The sequence below is a fragment of the Hyphococcus luteus genome (assembly GCF_002943565.1).
Lineage (GTDB): Bacteria > Pseudomonadota > Alphaproteobacteria > Caulobacterales > Parvularculaceae > Hyphococcus > Hyphococcus luteus.
The window spans coordinates 150,263-167,726 of record NZ_PJCH01000003.1 but is presented as its reverse complement, the minus strand read 5'-3'; the positions used below and the strand labels follow the sequence as shown (position 1 = coordinate 167,726).

Sequence of the window (17,464 nt, the reverse complement as noted above, 5' to 3'; positions counted from 1 at the left end):
CGAAAGCCGGGATCCCGGATTGTGGTTCTGGATTCCCGCTTTCGCGGGGAAGACCGGGTGGAAGGCTTCTAAAGCCGGTGCTCTAAAGGCCAAGCGCTTTCAATGCTTTTTCGAAGCGATCGAACGCCGCATCCCATTGATAATGTTCGAGCACATGACGCCGCGCCGCATCGCCGAGCGCGCGGCGTCTGTCTTCATTCTTCAACAGGCCGTCAATTGCCGCCGCCATGTCTTCGGGCGCCGCAGCGGTTACCGCCGCGTCTTCCGGCGCGCCGACGCCGGTCATGGCTTCGGGCGAGGCGATGACGGCTTTTCCCATGGCCATGGCTTCCAGCACCTTGTTCTGCATGCCGCGCGCGACGTGCAAGGGCGCGACGGCGAGTTTGGCCCCGGCGAGCCAGGGGCGCACATCCCCGACGCGGCCGGTCACCGTCACGCCGTTCTCGTCGTCAAGCGCGAGAACAGCCGGCGCCGGATTGGCGCCGACAATGGCGAAGCTTGCCTGCGGGTTTTGAAACCGCACAAGCGGCCAGACCTCTTTCACGAACCAAAGAACGCCTTCCACATTGGCGCGGTAATCCATGGCGCCGACAAAGACGCAGTCATAGTCTGGCGCGGAGGATGGGGCGACGCTCTGCGGGTCGAGGAAATCCGTATCGACGCCGTTTGAAAACCAGTCGACGGTTTTGGTCATGCCTTGCCGCGCATTGAAGATCGCGGCTTCGTCAGCCGTAATCGCAAAACTGGCGTCCGCCCAATTGGCGATCTCGGTTTCCTTGCGCGCCAGTGTTTTCGCCTCGCGGGCATAGAGGAGCGCCAGCGGGCCTTTCGCCTCTTGCGCATAGCTGCGCCATTTTTCGGCGTCGGCGTCGCAGAAATCGACAATGCGTTTGCGGCCTTCCACTGAGGTTTCGATGTAAGGCGCCATGGAGGAGGAAAAGACGATTTCCGCCGCCAACGGTTTTTGCCTGATCTTGCGCGCCGCCCTGGCCATCCGGGCGTCGCGAAAATACTGAAAGCTCAAGGGCTCGCCGGTGAGAAAGCCTTTGGCGCTGCGCAGGCGCGCGGCCTTCGGGGCGAGCGGAACGATCGTTACGCTTTCGCAAAGACCTTCGAGAAATTCCCGGTGAACGAGGTCGCGCTTGTCATCGGCGAAACAGGCGAGATGCACGCGGAACCGTTCGGTCAGGAATTTCAGCATGCGCCATGATCGGATCTTGTCTCCCTTGTCCGGCGGATAGGGGATGCGATGCGCCAGAAAAAGAATTTCCGGTTTCATGGGAAGTTCGGCGCCAGCGCGGGGCCGAGCCGGTTTGCAACGCCGAGCGGCAGATGCGGCCAGAGTTTTGAGAAGAGCGCGAATTTCGGGTTCGTCGCATTCACATCCGGCAATTCGTCCGCGCCGATCAGCTTCACCTGATAGGAAAGCGGGCGCGGCTCGAAGCCCCAGAGTTTTTTGTAAAGATAAGCGCCGCTGCCGGTCTTGCTGCGGCCGAAGTCGAAACGCGTAAAGCCTTTGCCGGCGGCGCGGCGCATGACCGACCAGTAAAGATAATCGAAAGCGCGGGAGGCCCGCGCGTCATCGCCCGCGCCCACATAATAGGGCAGGACCGCATCCTTGAAATAAAAGCTGAGAAGCGCGGCGACAGGCTTTCCTTTGTCTTCGACAACCGAGATTTCTGTTTCCTGCGGAAATTCGGCGAGCAGCGCATCGAGAAAGCGTTTCGGAAAGACCGGCGTGCCGAGCCGATGCAGGGACTGCGCATAAAGCCGGTAAAAAAGATCTGCGCCGCCGTCATGACGGATCGAAAGCGCGCCTTTCTGCGCCGTTTTTACAGCCTTTCTGATTTCCGCGCGGCGTTTCCTCGGTATGGCGGCGAGGGCTTCCTGTTCATCGGCGATGAGCGGCGCCTCGAAACTGGCGTGAAGGCCGGTTTTCGTTTCCCAGCCCGGCGCATCGAAGCCGGAGCGGCATTCGACATAATTGACGCGCTTTTCTGCGCCGAGCGCTGCGGCGGCGGCGAGAAGCGCATCGCGCGCCTCTTCGTCATCTGCGAGAGGGCCGCCGCCGACGGAAAACGCCGTTGCGACAAGCGAGGCGCCGAGAAGCGGCGTGCGCGCTTCGGTGAGCATCAAAACGCCGGCGAGCCCGCCATCGCGTTTGGCGGCGAGGTAATGCGCGTCATAGCCGTAAGCGCGTTTCGCCGCTTCCCCCCAGCCTATGAGATGGAAGAAAGTTCCTTCATGATGCGCGCGGACATACGCGTCCCAGCGCGCGCGGTCGCAAGATGTGTTGTGCGTGACCTCGATAGAGGGAAACCGGAGCGCGGGGGCGGCGGTCATGACGCGGCTCCCGGCTGCAAGGCCTCGTCGATGCGCCCCCAGGAAAAGTCCGACAAAAGGCGCGAGAGCTTTCGCTCCATGGTCGAAAGATTGAGATAATGCCGGACTTTCGATTTCAGCCCCGCGCGATTAAGGCGCGGCTGGTCCGGGTCGATTTCCCATGGGTGGAAGTAGAAAATGGCCGGCCCCTGCAACGTCTTCGACGCTTTCTCCAGAAGCATTTTCGAAAATCCATAAGGCGCGGCGCGAAACCAGCCGCCGCCGGCGGCGCTGACGCGCCGGCCGAAGAGATTCGCCGTCGCCACCGGCGCCTCGATAAGTCCCGCGGTTTCATAAGGCGATTGCGGCGCGCTTGCGTCGCCATAATGGTCGTGCGCGATCGGATGCGTGCTTGAGGAATAAAGATAGCCGGCCTCGGCCAGCGCCTCATGGGCCCAGGGCGTGTCGCGCCCGATGGAAAATCCGGCGGCGCGATAGCCCTTGACGTCTGCGCCGCCAATATCTTCGAGCAGCTTTTTGGTTTTCATCACGTCGGCGTGGAATTCGCCGCGCGTCTGCGCCGTGACTTTCGTGTGGTCATAGCCGTGGCTCGCGAGCTCATGGCCCCGTGAAACGATGGCTTTGATGAGGTCGGGATCGCGCTCTGCGACCCAGCCGAGGGTGAAGAACGTCGCCTTTGCGTCATGTGCGTCGAAAAGATCGAGACAGCGGCGGGTATTGTCGCCGACGCGCAGCGCAAAGCCGTCCCAGGAGTTCCGCGAAACGACATCGGAGAACGCCCAGACCTGAAAATAGTCCTCTACATCCACCGAGAGGGTGAAACGGCGCCCGTTTTCAGCGGGGGATATGTCGTTTTGCGCACACATCGGCGTTTGCGCATCAGGCCTGCGCCCGGCGCAGTTCGTTCAGAAGGCTTTCCGCGCGGGAAAGGCTTTGCGCGATTTCCGCGCGGCGCGCGCGGGCTTTTTCCGCGGCGCCGAGAAGGCGCGCGACATTGCCGTTCGCCTGTTTCAACTCGTCCCGGGCTTCATCAAGCGCGCCGCGCAGGCCCTTGCGTTTGGGCGGCGTTCGCGGGACTTCGACAGCGTCCGAAGAGGCTTCGGCGGTCTCGTTCGCGGCGGAAGCGGCGGCGATCGCGCTGGCGACGTCGGTGAGCGTTGCTTCCTGGCGCTCGTCTTCCGGCTTTTTTGAGCGCAGCCGGTCGAGAACGCTCAAAGAAGAGGAAAGCGCCACGCCGCTCCTCGGTTTTTCGTCCGCAGCGTCTTCCGGCGCCGTTTGTTCTTCTGCCCCCGTCTTTTCCCGGGCTTCGTCCAGCGACAGGACGACGGCGTCTTTCACGTCCGCGAGCTTCGTGTGGGCCGGGGCTTCTTCCGCCGCTGGCGCTTTTTCTTCCTTTGCCGGCGCTTTTGCAGCCGGCTCGTCGTCATTGTGAACCTGCGGGACGGCCGGCATGGCGTCGGCCGGTTTGCGGGCTTCGAGCTTTTCGTCCCGCAACTCGGCGCTCACCGTTTCCACGACCTTGGCCGTCACTTCATGGGCTTCTTCCAGCGAGCAATAAAGCATCAACCGGTTGCACAGCGTGTTGATGCGGCGCGGCAGGCCGTGCGTCTGCTCATGGATCGCTTTGAAGGCGCCCTTGGTGAAGGCCGGGTCTTCGCGCCAGCCGGCGACGGCGAGCCGGTGAAGAATATAGTCGCGGGTCTCCTCTTCGGTGAGCGGCTCGAGGTGATAGGAAGCGATGACGCGCTGGCGCAGCTGCTCCATATTCGGCGCTTCCATGATCGCGCGGAATTCCGGCTGGCCCACCAGAAAAACCTGAAACAGCGGCGTTCCTTCATAGTCGATATTCGACAGCATCCGCAGCTCTTCGAGCGTCTTGAAGGGCAGGTTCTGCGCTTCGTCGATGATCAGGAGAACGCGCCGCCCGCGATTGAGCTGGTCGAAGAGATAATCCTCGAACGCTTCGATTTCGCCGGCGCGGCCTTCGCCCTCCGGCTCGATGCGGAAGGCGGACAGGATCTGGCTCACAAGATCTTGCGGTTCGATATTGGACGTCAGGAGATTCGCCGCGACGACATTCGAAGCGTTGAGCTGGTCGAGGAGATGGCCGATCACCATCGATTTGCCGGCGCCGACCGGCCCGGTGATCACGATAAAGCCTTCGGCCTGCTTCAATCCGTAATGAAGATAGGCCATCGCCTTGTTGTGGCTCCGGCTGCCGTAAAAGAAGCGCGGGTCCGGATTGAGCCGGAACGGCGCGTCAGTCAGCCGGAAATACTCTTCATACATGTCAGAAATCCAGAGTGATCCCGGCCAGGATGCTGTTTTCCGCATATTCAAGATCGGGGTTCGGCGCGAAACGTTCCGTATGCGAGCCTTCGACGAATACGGACGCGTTTTCGTAAAGCCGGTAAGACGCGCCGAGACGGCCCACGACAGTGTTGGTGACGCCGTTATTCGCGGCGAGATCCGCACAGTCTGTCATGGCGTCGAACGCCGGATCGGTCGGGTCGAAACCGAAAACAAGCGGGTTCGCCTCGCAGGTGGCGGGGTCGAAAACCGTATCGATGCGGCGATAGGTGACCGAGCCATAGCCGGTGAGCTTGCGGGTGACGCGGCGGCGCAGATCAAGGCCGCCGCCAATTGATTCGACCTGGCGATACCCGAAATCGTCGTCCGAATAATAGCCTCTGAAGGAAAGCTCGGTGCGGTCGAAACTGCCGACAAGGCCGGCGGAAGCGTTATTGGAAACGGTGACGCCGTTGGTCTGCGACAGGCCGGACGATTGCCCCCTGGCGTACCAGTTCGCCGCCTCGATGACGCTGCGTGCGTCAAGCTCATCGCCGGCGCGAAGGCGGTCGGCGAATTCGAGCGCGCCGCGTTGGGTCGAGCGGAATCTCGATGTGGCGAATTGCGCGCGCGTGCGGAAAGAACGGCTTGCGGAAGCCGTGAAAAGAAAGCGCCGGGAAATCTGGTAGCGCGCATCCGCATCGATGAAGTCATCGCCGTAACGCTGGCCGTATTCGAGACGGATAGAGGATCGCGCGCCGGGCTGGGCGGAAAATCCCGCGCGCCAGAAGAATCCCGAAAGGTCGCTGTCGCTGAAAAACAAAGCGGAGGCGCCCTGGTTTTCAATTTCGTCATATCCGACGCCGCCTGAAAGCGCGAAACGGCTCGACAGCGCATATTGCGCGGACGCGGACAATGAGCCCTGACGGTAGCCGAAATCGGGGAACGGCGCCACGCCGTCTTCCGTCGTGTCGGAGCCGTAGGCGGTCAGCCGAATGTGCAGCTGGTCGAATTTACGCCCGGTGTCGTATTGCGCCAGCGCTTCATGGGTGACGGAGTCTTGAATGGAGCTGCCGAAAAGCAGCGAGGAGAGCGATTTTTGGTCGTCGACGAAAACCTGGGAATAGCGATAACGCAGTTCGGTCGTCGATTCATCGGAATTCTGACGGAAGATATAGGGGCTGGCGGAATAGGTGTGGACATTGGCCTGCTGATTGCGGGCGGCGTTGATATTGCCGGAGAACCGCGCATTGTCGCCGACCAGCTGACGCGTTGTAGAGCCGGAAAGATCGAAATAGAGCCAGTTGTCGACAGCCGTAAACGTGCTCGTGGCGGCGATATTCTGGCTGACCCGAAAATCGCCCTGATTGAGGAGATAGGAAAAATCGAGATCGCCGAGGATAAGACCCGTCACGCGCGGCGTCGAAACGATGGCGCCGCCGGTAAACAGCGTTGACAGGAAAAACTCGTCTTTTTTCAGCGCGCCGCGTTGCAGATTGATATTGTCCGAATAACCGGCGCGCGCGGAAACCCCGGCGGAATAGCCGAAATAATCGGTCTGCATTTTCAGCGGCGCCGTGGGATTGGTCACCTGCGCGAGCGCCGCGCCGGCGAAGCCGGCCGTGGCGGCGGAAGCGAGCAAGGTTTTCTTTACGCGCGACATCTTGTTCGGCTTTTTGCGTTGCTGCCCCATGGGATTATCCTTCGCTTGAGGGGGTGGCTGCGGCGGACGCTGGCGCGGCCTCGCTGCGGTCATAATATTCGTAAGAGCCGTAATGCGCCCCGCCTGCGCCGATCTGGCAGCGGTTCAGCATCAGGCTGATATTCGGATTGATGTCGATCAGCTCGTCGACGGCGGCTGCGACCGCCGCTTCGGGCGTCGAATTCGCTTCGACGACGAAGACGATTTCGTCGGCGTATTTGGCGAGAATGACGGCGTCCGTGGCGGCGAGCACCGGCGGCGCATCGATGATGACGAGACGGTTCGGGTTGGCCCGGGCGATGTCGGTCCACATCTCTTGCGCTTTTTGCGACGCGAAGATGTCCGCCGGACGGTCGAACCGGTCGCCTTCGGGCAGGACGCTAAGCGGCGCGGCGTTCGACCGCCAGCCCATGGCTTCGACATCGCGCCTGGGATCGAGAAGGCGGTCGGCGAGGCCGGGCGCGGCGGGCAGGGCGAGCCTTTCGCGCACTTTCGGGCGCGCAAGATCGGCGTCGACGAGGAGCGTTTCGATCTGGTCCTCGAAAGCAAGGCTGAGGGCGAGATTGATCGCGGTGAACGTTTTGCCTTCGCCGGCCCGCGTCGAGGTGACGAGAATGAGATTGCGCTGCTTGCCGGGCGTGCGGAACGCCTGGCGTTCGGCCGATGCGCGCAGATAGCCGATGCGGCGCAGGAGGCGGCGCTTCACCGCCCGCAATTCGAGCGCGAGCTGGCTCGAGCGGTCTTCCGGACTGTAAATTCCTTCTTTCGACAGCGCAGCGAAATCGAGATCGAACGGTTCGCGTTCGGGCGGCGCAGGCGCTTCGGCTTCGGCGGCTGCTGCAAGTGCGACGGGCTTTTTCTTATTTTTGGTTTTGGGCGCGTCCTTCTTGTCGAAGGAGCCTTTGAGGACCGTGGCGCCGGCTTTTTCGATCAAACTCATGACGACGCCTCATATGAAATGGAAAGCTGCGCCGATTTTTCCGCCGGCGCCGGCGTCGCCGAGGGCAGGCGGTATACGGTCAGATAGGTGTAAAGGACGGCGACGGCGACAAAGCCGGCGGAGGCCATGGCGAGACGCATGTGATCGCGCCGGCGAAGGGCGAAAACGCTTTCCGACGGGGTTTCGCTGATGGCGCCAAGCACCGGCAGGCCGAATGCGGTCTGCAGTTCGCTGGCCTGGGTGTAGCTCTTGTCGAGCAGCGTCAGGACGACGGCGACGCCGGCGCCGGCGCCGGCGGCGAGAAGGGCGACGCCGAGGATGAGCAGCAGGCGCGGCGGATCGCTGGGCGCCAGCGACACCGACGGCCATTCGAACACCTGATATTCGACGCCGCGTCCCGCCGCGCCGAGATTGCGCGTCAGGTCCAGCCGGTCGCGGCGCGCCAGCAGCTCTTCGTAAGTTTTTTGCGTCTGTTCGTATTCGCGCTCGATCTGGCGCAGCTGCGCCTCTACGGCCGGGGCCTGACCCGCCGCGAAGTCGAGCGTGTCGAGTTCTTCTTTCAGGCGTTGCTCTCGCGCTTCGAGCGCCGTCACCGAATCCTGGGCGACCCGCAGCTCGGAGGAGAGGCGCACATATTCCGGATTGGCGGAAAGCGCGGCGTCCGCTTTTTCGAGTTCCTCGATGCGCGCTTTGACGCCGCGGATGTCCGGATGGTTTTCTTCATACTGGCTGCGCAGCGACGCGAGCTCCACTTTCAGGCGGTCAAGCTCGCCGCCCGAAGCGTGGCGCGGCGTCGCCGACATCAGGTTTTGAAGCGTCAGCACGCGCCCCTTGGTGCGCTCAAGCTCGTCGCTGACGCGCACCAGTTCGTTTTCCTTCATCTCACGCTGGCGCTGCGCACCCTGGCTCGCCGTCAGTTCCCGGGCGTGTTCGGCCCGGAAGGCGGCGACCGCGTTTTCATTGGCGGTGAGTTTTTCTTCATATTGCTCGACCTGCAGATCGAGCCGGCGGCGCGCGGCCTCGCTTTCGGAAAGGCTGGCGCCGAGATCCTGTTCGATCAGCATGTTGAGCACGGCGTCGACGACGGCGCGGGCGATTTGCGGATCGCTGTTTTTGTAGGAGATGATGAAATACATCTCCCGCGGGCTTTCGATCTGGATCTGTCCCGCCACCCAGTCGACCATGTTCTGCATCTTCACGCGCCGCTCCATGGGGCTTTTCGCGTCGATGGTCTTGTCGAGGCCGGCGCGGCGGATGATCTCCTCCACATTCGGCCGGGTCAGAAGCTGCAGGCGCATGACTTCGACGCGCCGGGAATAATCCGGGCGCGCCGTAAAGCCGTTGAGCACGGGTTCGAGGATCGTCTCCGTCTGCACGAAAACCTGCGCGCGCGACTCGTATTTGTCGGGGATGAGCCACACCGCCAGCCATCCGGCGAGCGCTGCAGCCCATGCGACGGAGATCACAAGCCAGCGCCGGCGCCAGAGCCCGTTAAGGCCGCGCAGAACCGGTTGTGGCAGATCGGAGAACTTGAACACTACGCTTTCCCCCGGAACCCGAAGGCGCCGCCCGTTAGAGCGCGCTTTCAGGGATCAAAATCACATCGCCCGGCAGGACCGGCACATTCGCCGAGATGTTGCCCTTGCGCAGGAGATCGTTGAGACGCAGGCGGTAGGACTGGCGGTCCTCGCCCTGGCCGCGGATCAGCACCGCGCGGTTGCCGGCGGCGAATTCGGTGAGCCCGCCGACGGAGACCATCACGTCAAGCACCGTCATGCCGGCCTGATAAGGCAGGGCGATCGGCTTTTGCGCCTCGCCGAGGACACGCACTTGCTGGTCATAGGTCGATGAGAAGTTGCTGACGATGACAGTCACTTCCGGCGTGCGGACATATTCGCGCAATACGCCTTCAAGATCGTTTGCAAGCGCCGACGGCGTTTTGCCGGCGGCGACCATGTCTTCGACGAGCGGCGTCGAGATCCGTCCGTCCGGGCGGACGGTGACATTGGTGGAAAGCTCCGGCGCGCGCCAGACGAAAATTTCAAGCTGGTCGAGCGGTCCGATAAGATAATCCGGCGCCGTCTGGGCGGCGTCGGAAGCAGTCGACGGCGCAGCCTGAAGCTGCTCGCCGCCAAGCCCCAGCGTGTTGCATGCGGCGAGCGTCAAAGCGGCGGCGAGCGCCGCAGCGGCGCGGATCGTGTCGTTAATCTTAATCATGGTCATATCCCTGTGGCGTCCAAGTGAGCGTCGGGCCGGCGCGACGGCCCCCAAAATCCCATGTCAGTCTAAAGGCAACGCAAAATCTTTGCCATGCCTCCCCCTGCACTGCGCAAAGTGCAAACCCGCGTAACAACAAGATTTCCCGCGGAAATTCGCTTCCGCTCCTGTCGGCTGATTCCTGACAAAACCGGAGTCGCGATTAAGGGCTGCGTTTAGCGCCCGCCAAGCCCGAAAAGCGCCACTCTCACGGTCATCAGGACGATCAGAAGGTCGAGAGCTGGGGAAAAATGGCGGATATAGTAAAGATCGTAGCGCAGCTTGGTGCGCGCGCCTTCGACGGAAGCGGCGTATTCGTATTTCACCTGGGCCCAGCCGGTGATCCCCGGTTTGACCAGATGCCGGCAGTGATAATTGGGGATTTCGCGCTCCAGCGCCGCCACGAATTCCGGGCGCTCCGGCCGCGGACCCACAAAGCTCATGTCGCCGCGCAACACATTGATCGCTTGCGGAATTTCATCGATCCTGAACTTCCGGATGAAGCGCCCCACGCGGGTGATCCGCGGATCTTTCCTGGCGGCGTATTGCGGCCCGTGCGGCTCCGATCCGACGAACATCGAGCGGAATTTAATGACCTCGAATTCGCGTCCGCCATAGCCGACCCGGCGCTGGCGGTAGAGAACGGGGCCGGGACTGTCGAGCCTGATCGCCAGAACGGTCATGACCAGCAGCGGCGAAAGACAGAAAACAAGACCGAAACTCAAAGCGATATCGAGACATCTTTTGAGACGGCTTGAGGCGGGCGCCGTGATCTTTCGGGCTGCGGTTTCATAGTCGCGGGGACTGACGCGCCCGAGATCGACCGCGCCCTCGAGGGGGCCGGTGGGCACGGGCCGTTCAAGCAGGCCGACGCTGTCGCGATAAAACTGATGGTCGCCGGCCTTGCGGGGTTTCGGATGGAAAACCAGCCGGGAGGAGGCGAGCGCGCCGCCAGCAGCCAGTATGGCGGCCAGACCAAGCGCAAAAGCGAAGTGAGCAAACATCTCCCGTGCCTTAAATTCCGCCGGGAGGCGCGGCCTTTATTGCGAACTGGGCCGTGACCGTCCCGGAATGCGACGTTCACGGGGCTTTCCCGCACAATGCATGCCTAACGAAAAGTTAAGGGACTCCATGGAGCGGGTTTCCGCCTGGGGTTGCAGGGCAAGCGGTGAATGCGCGCCTTATTTTCAAGATTGTGCCGTTTCGGGATTGGCCGGGACGAAACGCAGAAGAGCCGCTCGGGCTAAAGCGGTTTTTAAAGCCTCGCAGGATAAGGTGCCGCCGCCATGCGCATTCTTCTCTTTTCAACGCTCTTTCCGAACGCAGCCGCGCCTGCGCATGGGATCTTCGTTGAAAATCGCCTCAGCGCCTATCGAAAGAAATACGACGCGGAGGTGAAAGTCGTCGCGCCGGTCCCGTGGTTTCCGTTTTCCCATCCGCTTTTCGGGCGTTACGGCGCTTACGCCCGGGCGCCGCGCCGGGAAACCCGTCACGGCGTTGACGTCTTTCACCCGCGGTTTTTCATTCCGCCAAAGCTCGGCATGCAGGCCGCGCCCGTCGCGCTTGCGCGCTGCCTGCGCAAAGAGGCGAAGCGGCTGATCGCCGAGGGCTGGGATTTCGACTTCATCGACGCGCATTATTTTTATCCCGATGGCGTCGCGGCGGCTGACGTCGCGCGCGAATTGGAAAAGCCTTTCGCTGTCACGGCGCGCGGCACGGATGTCAATCTCCTGCCTCACTATGAAGGGCCGCGAAAGAAAATCCTCGACGCCGCCTGGCGCGCCGATGCGGTGATGACGGTCGCCGACGCCTTGAAGCAGGAGCTCGCAAGGCTCGGCGCGCCCGCCGAAAACATCACCGTTCTGCGCAACGGCGTCGATCTCGAAAAGTTTTCGCCCGCCGACCGGGAGGCGGAGCGCCGCGTCCTGGGGCTCGACGGGCTGGTGCTGGCGAGCGTCGGACAGCTTATCGAACGCAAAGGCCATGGGATCGTTATCGACGCCCTGAAAGATTTGCCGTCGGCGACGCTGTTGATCGTCGGCGAGGGACCGGAACGCAAGATGCTGGAGGCGCGCGCAAGACTGGCGGGCGTCGCCGAGCGCGTGCGGTTTCTGGGGCAGGCGGACCATGACGATCTGAGGCGCATCTATTCCGCCGCTGACATTCTGGTGCTGGCGTCTTCGCGGGAAGGCTGGCCGAATGTGCTGCTCGAAGCCATGGCCTGCGGAACCCCTTGCGTTGCAAGCGATGTCTGGGGAACAAGCGAAGTGATCGCCGCGCCGGAGGCGGGCCGTCTGGCGAAGGAAAGAACGCCGCGCGCCATCGCCGGAGCGGTGAAGGATCTGCTTGCGTCTCCGTCAGGGCGCAAGGCGGCGCGCGCTTACGCGGAAAAACAGTCATGGGAGGAAACCGCCGACGGCATGCAGGCGATCTTCTGCGCGCTTGAAGAGAGATCGCGCGCCGCCTCGGCGCTCAAAACGTCGCCGGTTGTTCTTGATGAAGATAACAAGCGCCCGCGTCTCATCGTTACGGTGGACACGGAAGAGGAATTCGACTGGCGCCGTTTCGACGGGGACGACTATCGGGTCAGTCCCATGGACGGCGTCGAGCGTTTCCAGGCCCTTTGCCGCGAGGAAGGCGCCGCGCCGCTTTATTTTCTCACCTGGCCGATTTTGAAAGATGAACGAGCCGCGCCCTGTTTTCAAAGCATGGCCGGCGCGGGCGTGGCCGATTTCGGTCTGCATCTGCATCAATGGACGACGCCGCCGGGAAATTTTACGGGCGAATATTTTTCCTTTCAGAAAAACCTGCCGCGCCAGGCTTATCGTGAAAAACTGAAAAGCCTCGCGGGGCTTTTTGAAGATGTCTTCAGCGAAAAACCGCTCGCCCATCGGGCCGGGCGTTACGGGATCGGCAGCGGCGATTACGAATTGCTGGCTGAGTTTGGGCTTTGCTATGATTTCAGCCCCAGCGCCGCCTTCGATTTTTCATCGCGCGGCGGGCCCGATTTTTCAACGATGTCGAACAAACCGTTTATTGCAGAAGCGGACGGGCGGCGCCTTGTTGCAACGCCGGTCACGGGCGCCAGGGCGCTGCGCGGCACAAGCTATTTTCTGTCTCAGGAAAAGCGCGACGCGGGCTTTGCGCCATACAAAAAAGATCCGTTTTCGGTCTTCAAAATTCCCATGCGCCTGTCTCCGGAAGGCGGACGTCTTGAAGATCTGCAGGCGCTGACAAGAGCCGTGATCGATGGCGGCGCGCCGGTTTTAACCTACACGCTGCATTCGACGTCGCTGACGCCGGGCGCCAGCCCCTATGCGCGCGATGAGACGGGTGCGGATGAAATCCTCGCGACAACCGCCGCTTATCTCTCCTGGTTCCGGGAAACGCTGGGCGGCGAAATCGTGTCTTTTAAAGACCTTCGCGCGCTTTATGACGGCGCGGGGGAGCAGGCTTAACAGCTCATTAATCAAAAGACCGGTATTTTAGACGCCGAGAGAAAAGCCGCGAGGAGCGGGGAAGCCATGCCAGCGTCGGAAATCCTACGGATTGTTTTCGGTTTCATCGCCGTCATCGGCATGATCGGCGCTTGCGCCTACGCCGCGCGCAAGGCGGGGTTCGCGTCGCTGCCGGGGGCTTCGGGCAAGAAGCGCCGTCTTGCGGTTTCCGAAACGCTGCCCCTCGATGCGCGCCGGCGCCTTGCGCTCGTGCGTTGCGACGATGCGGAATATCTCGTCATTCTGGGCCCTTCCGGGGAGACGCTCGTCGCCGGCGGGCTGGAAGCGCCGCCGCGCGAAGACGCGTCGCCCGCGCAACAGCCGGCCAATCCTTTCGCCGGCTTTGGGTCTTTCGCTGAAAAGTTCCGTCAGGCGGGACTGGCGCAGGAAAACAAAGACGCCGCCTAAAGTCCGCTATGCCGAGTTAGCGTGCAGTGCAACAAGACGCGCCTTCAGGCGCTGCTTGGCTTGTTTCTGTGAAGACGGTAAGGTCCGCTTTCGTGGTTAAGGGCAAGGGGATGCGAGATGATCCGAATTTTACTGCCGCTGGCGATGATCGCGGCGCTTTTCTTCGGGCCGATGTTTTCCGAGGAAACCAAGGGGCAATTGAGCGGCAAGACCGTATCGATCGTCACCGGCGAACATTTCATCGGCGATATGGTTGAGTGCGTGCGGGATATGAAACTTCCCGTGGGCGAAGAATGCGAATCGACGGGCGAGTTGAATGACTCGACCTTGGTGGGCGACGCGCTTTCCTGGTCGGCGCTGCTCGCCGCGGTTGCGGCGGTGCTCGGCGTGCCCGGCCTGCTGCCCTATATCGGACGCATGACCAGCATTGTGACGGTGGTTTCGGGCGTCGCCATGCTGGGCTCGCTCGGATTGTTCATGACGACGATGATCGGGGCCGAACCCGGCCTCGGCGCGGTGCAGTGGGGGGCTTATCTGACCGCCGGTCTTGCGCTTCTGACGGTCATTTCGGGGCTTTCCGGCATGCGCGGGCGATGACCGGACGATACTCAACCCAATAAAAAAGCCGCCTCAACAAGGCGGCTTTTTTTTATGAGGAATGTCTTTTGCGTTTAGCGCAGCGGCGAGCGTCCGACGCTGAGGAAGGACGGCGTTTCGTTGGCCGCTGCGCGCTCGCCCGTCTCCCCGTCATCGCTGTCGGTGGTCACGGGCCGCGGCGCCGGCGCGGGAGCCGGGGCCGACGGGCGGGACCGGCGGAAATCCTTCGCGGAGGTTTCCGAAAGCGGATCGTCGGAATGACGGCAATTGCCTTCGAAATGCGCGCCCGTCTCAACGGAAAGCGAGCTGTGCAGGATGTCGCCCTGAATGTGGGAGGTCGAGGCGAGGGACACCGACTTGGCGCGAATGCCGCCTTCGACGCGGCCGCGCACGGTCACGGTCTCGCAGATGATCTCGCCTTTGACCGAGGCTTTTTCGCCGATGATCAGCGAGCCCGCTTTAAGATCGCCCTCGAGCGAGCCGTCGAACTGGATCTCGCCGGCGGAGTTGATGTTGCCGTGCATGACGACGTCGGAAGAGATGATGGATGGCACGCCGGCGGATTTCATGACGCCTGACCCCTTTTTTGGCGCTGCTTGCACGCTTGCTTGCGGTTGAACAGGCGCTTCCTGCGGCGCGTTGTTCATCGACTTCGCGTCAGGCTGTTTGCCCGATTTAGCTTTCGAAAACATATCTACCTGCCTCGATAAAACGGCGAGGATTAAGCGGCTTGCCCTTGTACAGCACTTCGTAATGAACGTGCGGTCCTGTTGAGCGGCCGCTAGACCCCAGTTCCCCAACTTTCGTGTGAAGCGATACTTTTTCTCCGCGCTTCACGACGATCCGGCTCATATGCGCGTAACGTGTTACGAACCCGTTTCCATGATTGATTTCAACAACGCGGCCAAAACCGCTGCGTGTGCCGGCGAAACGAACGACGCCGTCCGCCGTCGCCGTGACGGGCGACGCCCATGGCGCGGCGAAGTCCATCCCGTTATGGCGCGAATATTTGCCGTTGATCGGATCGCGGCGGATGCCGAAGCCGCTGGTGAAGCGGCGGGTGACGGTCAGCGGCGAGGAGAGCGGCACGTTCTGCAGCGCCTTGTTCAGCGCCGCCAGCTCGTCGACGGCCATCGCCGCGCGGTTGGCGTGCTGATAAAAATGCGAAGCCGCTTCGCCGCCGGCGGCGATGTCGATGAACGGGCCGCCCTGGGCCAGCATGGTGTTCGAAATCTTGGCGGGGGTGACGAGCGATTCCACCGGCACGCCGGCGCTCGCCAGGAGCAGGGTCAGTTCTTCGCGTTCGGCGTTCGATTTCTCTTCGAGCTTGGCGAGGAGCATCATCTGCTCCGTGTAAAGATCGGCGGCCGCCTTGTTCATTTGCTTGATGGCTTGCGACGCGGCGCCGTTCTGCGGCGCGGTGCTGTTGTGAACCTGCTCAGCGCCGAGCTTGCGGGCCGCGGACATGCGCGACTGGCGCGGCGTCGGTTCGCCTGGGGCGACGTCGATCATCACGCGATTGCCGTTGGTCGGGCGCTGGCCGTTCGGCCCGCCGGCTTCCGCCAAACCTTCGGCGAGGGCGTCGAGGCCCTGGTCGATCGCCGCCTTGCGCTCGACCATGTTCTGCAGAAGCTGGTGGCGGGCGGAGATGTCGGTCAGCGTCTCGTCGAAATTCTGTTTCAGGATCTGATTGAGTTCGCTGACGTCGTCATAAGCGCGCTGGGCGTCATGAAGCCGTTTGGAGTAGGTCGTCTCCATGATCCGGCTGTCCCGGTCCTTGGCGACGATAATCTGCTCTTTGAAGACGACGTTCACCGAGGCGTAGGCGACCCAGAGCAGGGCTGCGCCGATAATCACGGCGAGCGCGATCTGGGTCTTGGACGACATCGAAATAAAGTGAACGACGCCGTCGCTTCGGTGATAAATCTGCCGTTCCTTAAAGGTACGGCTGAGTACGCGCCTGAGTTTGCCGGACCGACGGCTCATTGGTCGTACGCCCTTTGCACGCGCCTACGCACGCTACACTGTCCACCCTTGTCGCATAGCAGCGCAAAACCGCCCATGACGCAACAGTTATGTGATGGTGTAACGCTATTTTCCACCGTATTCACCAAATGCCTTTACCTTAACCCCATTAAACGCGGTTTTCCTTGCCAAGTGGTTCATAAAACGCCCGGGGAAGCCCGGCCTGGGCCCTGGCGTCATGATTGAAGGGCGGTTTCAGCCGTCCTGCAAAGAACTCTTCGCGCAGAGCATGAAACGCGCCAACCGGCTCAAGCCCCCGGGCGGCGCAGACCGCGTCGAACCAGCGCTTGCCGCAGGCCACATGGCCGACCTCCTCGCGATAGATCACCTCGAGCACGGCGGCGCTGTCAGGATCGCCGGCGGCGCGCAGCCGATCCATCATATCCGGCGTCACGTCAAGTCCTCTCGCTTCCAAAATGAGCGGCGCAATCGCTAGCCGCGCCAGCACGTCTTCGCGGGTTTGCTCGGCCGCCTCCCACAGGCCGTTATGGGCCGCCAGGCCGCCATAAGCGCAGCCAAAGGCGTCCATCCGGTCCGCGATCATGCGGAAATGGCGCGCCTCCTCGCCGCCGATCCGGACCCAGTCGCGCGCAAATGCAGCCGAATCGAGCCCTTCGGCGGCGATCATCGGGGCGAAGCGCGCCGCCATGTCGAAAGCGAGATCGATGGCGTTGAACTCGATATGGGCGACGGCGTGGAGGAGGGCGGCCCGCCCTTCCGGCGAGCCCAGCTTGCGGCGGGGAACCTCGCCGGGCGGGACCAGCGCCGGCCGCGACGGCCGGGCCGGATAATCAGGCGGGGACGGGGCCTCGCCGAGCGGCGCGCCGGCGGCGCGCAAAGCCTCTGCCCGGTCCGCCGCGGCGGTCTTTTCCGCCGGATCGGCGGCCCTGAGAACGCCGACAGCCGCAGCGAGGAGAAAGGACGGCGCCGCGCCGCTCAAAGCGCTTTCACCTCTGCCAGCACCTCTTCGGCGTGCCCGGCGACCTTCACCTTGCGCCAGATCTTCCGGATGACGCCCTTTTCGTCGATCAGGAAGGTGGCGCGCTCGATCCCCATGAATTTGCGGCCATACATGCTTTTTTCGACCCAGACGCCGTAGCTTTCCGTGACCTTGCCGGTCTCGTCGGCCCCGAGATCGACTTTAAGGCCATGCTTTTCCTTGAATTTCTTGTGTTTTTCCAGGCTGTCGCGGGAAACGCCGATCACATGCGCGCCGGCGCGCTTGAACTTCGCCGCCGCTTCCGTGAAGGCGATCGCCTCCTTGGTGCAGCCCGACGTGTCGTCCTTGGGATAAAAATAAAGCACCACCTTTTTTCCGGCGAGGTCCTTCAGCTTGACGGTTTCGCCATTATCGAGGGGGAGGGTGAAGGCCGGGGCTTTCGAGCCTTCGGCGAGGGCTTTGGCCAT

16 protein-coding genes are annotated in these 17,464 nt (G+C 62.3%); 3 read left to right on the top strand and 13 right to left on the bottom strand.

Annotated features, from left to right (window positions below; all coding sequences use genetic code 11):
• Positions 1-82: 82 nt before the first annotated feature.
• The 9 genes from CW354_RS03405 to CW354_RS03365 form a co-directional block, all read right to left on the bottom strand.
• Positions 83-1,279, bottom strand: coding sequence for a TIGR03087 family PEP-CTERM/XrtA system glycosyltransferase (locus CW354_RS03405; RefSeq protein ID WP_104828648.1), 1,197 nt, complete (start codon positions 1,277-1,279; stop codon positions 83-85).
• Positions 1,276-2,343, bottom strand: a complete 1,068-nt coding sequence (locus CW354_RS03400; protein WP_104828647.1) for a FemAB family XrtA/PEP-CTERM system-associated protein — start codon at positions 2,341-2,343, stop codon at positions 1,276-1,278. The genes CW354_RS03405 and CW354_RS03400 overlap by 4 nt, the downstream gene beginning before the upstream one ends.
• A complete protein-coding gene (locus tag CW354_RS03395; RefSeq protein ID WP_104828646.1) occupies positions 2,340-3,209 on the bottom strand; it encodes an XrtA system polysaccharide deacetylase in 870 nt (289 codons plus the stop codon). The genes CW354_RS03400 and CW354_RS03395 overlap by 4 nt, the downstream gene beginning before the upstream one ends.
• A 13-nt stretch (positions 3,210-3,222) precedes the next feature.
• Positions 3,223-4,632, bottom strand: coding sequence for an XrtA/PEP-CTERM system-associated ATPase (locus CW354_RS03390; protein ID WP_165793499.1), 1,410 nt, complete (start codon positions 4,630-4,632; stop codon positions 3,223-3,225).
• 1 nt (position 4,633) lies between these two features.
• Entirely contained in the window at positions 4,634-6,325 is a 1,692-nt protein-coding gene (locus CW354_RS03385; RefSeq protein WP_104828644.1) for a porin family protein, read from the bottom strand.
• 4 nt (positions 6,326-6,329) lie between these two features.
• Positions 6,330-7,274, bottom strand: coding sequence for a P-loop NTPase family protein (locus tag CW354_RS03380; protein ID WP_104828643.1), 945 nt, complete (start codon positions 7,272-7,274; stop codon positions 6,330-6,332).
• Positions 7,271-8,812, bottom strand: coding sequence for an XrtA system polysaccharide chain length determinant (locus CW354_RS03375; RefSeq protein WP_165793498.1), 1,542 nt, complete (start codon positions 8,810-8,812; stop codon positions 7,271-7,273). Before CW354_RS03375 ends, CW354_RS03380 begins: the two co-directional genes overlap by 4 nt.
• Before the next feature lie 34 nt (positions 8,813-8,846).
• Positions 8,847-9,491, bottom strand: coding sequence for an XrtA/PEP-CTERM system exopolysaccharide export protein (locus CW354_RS03370; RefSeq protein WP_243396283.1), 645 nt, complete (start codon positions 9,489-9,491; stop codon positions 8,847-8,849).
• 215 nt (positions 9,492-9,706) lie between these two features.
• A complete protein-coding gene (locus CW354_RS03365; RefSeq protein WP_104828640.1) occupies positions 9,707-10,534 on the bottom strand; it encodes an exopolysaccharide biosynthesis polyprenyl glycosylphosphotransferase in 828 nt (275 codons plus the stop codon).
• Positions 10,535-10,816: 282 nt separating this feature from the next.
• Between CW354_RS03365 and CW354_RS03360 the strand changes: the two genes are divergently transcribed.
• The 3 genes from CW354_RS03360 (at position 10,817) to CW354_RS03350 (ending at position 14,032) form a co-directional block, all read left to right on the top strand.
• Positions 10,817-12,988 carry a glycosyltransferase gene (locus CW354_RS03360; RefSeq protein ID WP_104828639.1) on the top strand — a complete coding sequence of 724 codons (2,172 nt, stop codon included), beginning with the start codon at positions 10,817-10,819 and terminating at the stop codon, positions 12,986-12,988.
• Between the two features lie 66 nt (positions 12,989-13,054).
• On the top strand, positions 13,055-13,435 hold the full coding sequence (locus CW354_RS03355; protein WP_104828638.1) for a FliO/MopB family protein: 381 nt from the start codon (positions 13,055-13,057) through the stop codon (positions 13,433-13,435).
• Between the two features lie 117 nt (positions 13,436-13,552).
• Positions 13,553-14,032 carry a hypothetical protein gene (locus CW354_RS03350; RefSeq protein WP_104828637.1) on the top strand — a complete coding sequence of 160 codons (480 nt, stop codon included), beginning with the start codon at positions 13,553-13,555 and terminating at the stop codon, positions 14,030-14,032.
• Between the two features lie 74 nt (positions 14,033-14,106).
• On the opposite strand, the gene CW354_RS03345 is transcribed toward CW354_RS03350, so the two are convergent.
• The 4 genes from CW354_RS03345 to bcp all read right to left on the bottom strand — a co-directional run bounded on the left by CW354_RS03345 (position 14,107) and on the right by bcp (position 17,464).
• The gene (locus CW354_RS03345) at positions 14,107-14,601 is read right to left on the bottom strand and encodes a bactofilin family protein (RefSeq protein ID WP_207764643.1); all 495 of its coding nucleotides are present in this window, start codon (positions 14,599-14,601) and stop codon (positions 14,107-14,109) included.
• 106 nt (positions 14,602-14,707) lie between these two features.
• The gene (locus CW354_RS03340) at positions 14,708-16,018 is read right to left on the bottom strand and encodes a M23 family metallopeptidase (RefSeq protein WP_104828635.1); all 1,311 of its coding nucleotides are present in this window, start codon (positions 16,016-16,018) and stop codon (positions 14,708-14,710) included.
• A gap of 148 nt (positions 16,019-16,166) precedes the next feature.
• Positions 16,167-16,997 carry a ferritin-like domain-containing protein gene (locus tag CW354_RS03335; protein WP_104828634.1) on the bottom strand — a complete coding sequence of 277 codons (831 nt, stop codon included), beginning with the start codon at positions 16,995-16,997 and terminating at the stop codon, positions 16,167-16,169.
• Positions 16,994-17,464 (bottom strand): thioredoxin-dependent thiol peroxidase, encoded by a 471-nt coding sequence (gene bcp, locus CW354_RS03330; protein ID WP_104828633.1) that lies wholly within the window; start codon positions 17,462-17,464, stop codon positions 16,994-16,996. The genes CW354_RS03335 and bcp overlap by 4 nt, the downstream gene beginning before the upstream one ends.

Bases quoted from the DNA above. Each gene is read 5' to 3' on its own strand.
- CW354_RS03405 (WP_104828648.1), bottom strand. From the start codon at position 1,279: ATGAAACCGGAAATTCTTTTTCTGGCGCATCGCATCCCCTATCCGCCG.
- CW354_RS03400 (WP_104828647.1), bottom strand. From the start codon at position 2,343: ATGACCGCCGCCCCCGCGCTCCGGTTTCCCTCTATCGAGGTCACGCAC.
- CW354_RS03395 (WP_104828646.1), bottom strand. From the start codon at position 3,209: ATGTGTGCGCAAAACGACATATCCCCCGCTGAAAACGGGCGCCGTTTC.
- CW354_RS03390 (WP_165793499.1), bottom strand. From the start codon at position 4,632: ATGTATGAAGAGTATTTCCGGCTGACTGACGCGCCGTTCCGGCTCAAT.
- CW354_RS03385 (WP_104828644.1), bottom strand. From the start codon at position 6,325: ATGGGGCAGCAACGCAAAAAGCCGAACAAGATGTCGCGCGTAAAGAAA.
- CW354_RS03380 (WP_104828643.1), bottom strand. From the start codon at position 7,274: ATGAGTTTGATCGAAAAAGCCGGCGCCACGGTCCTCAAAGGCTCCTTC.
- CW354_RS03370 (WP_243396283.1), bottom strand. From the start codon at position 9,491: ATGATTAAGATTAACGACACGATCCGCGCCGCTGCGGCGCTCGCCGCC.
- CW354_RS03365 (WP_104828640.1), bottom strand. From the start codon at position 10,534: ATGTTTGCTCACTTCGCTTTTGCGCTTGGTCTGGCCGCCATACTGGCT.
- CW354_RS03360 (WP_104828639.1), top strand. From the start codon at position 10,817: ATGCGCATTCTTCTCTTTTCAACGCTCTTTCCGAACGCAGCCGCGCCT.
- CW354_RS03355 (WP_104828638.1), top strand. From the start codon at position 13,055: ATGCCAGCGTCGGAAATCCTACGGATTGTTTTCGGTTTCATCGCCGTC.
- CW354_RS03350 (WP_104828637.1), top strand. From the start codon at position 13,553: ATGATCCGAATTTTACTGCCGCTGGCGATGATCGCGGCGCTTTTCTTC.
- CW354_RS03345 (WP_207764643.1), bottom strand. From the start codon at position 14,601: ATGAAATCCGCCGGCGTGCCATCCATCATCTCTTCCGACGTCGTCATG.
- CW354_RS03340 (WP_104828635.1), bottom strand. From the start codon at position 16,018: ATGAGCCGTCGGTCCGGCAAACTCAGGCGCGTACTCAGCCGTACCTTT.
- bcp (WP_104828633.1), bottom strand. From the start codon at position 17,464: ATGGCCAAAGCCCTCGCCGAAGGCTCGAAAGCCCCGGCCTTCACCCTC.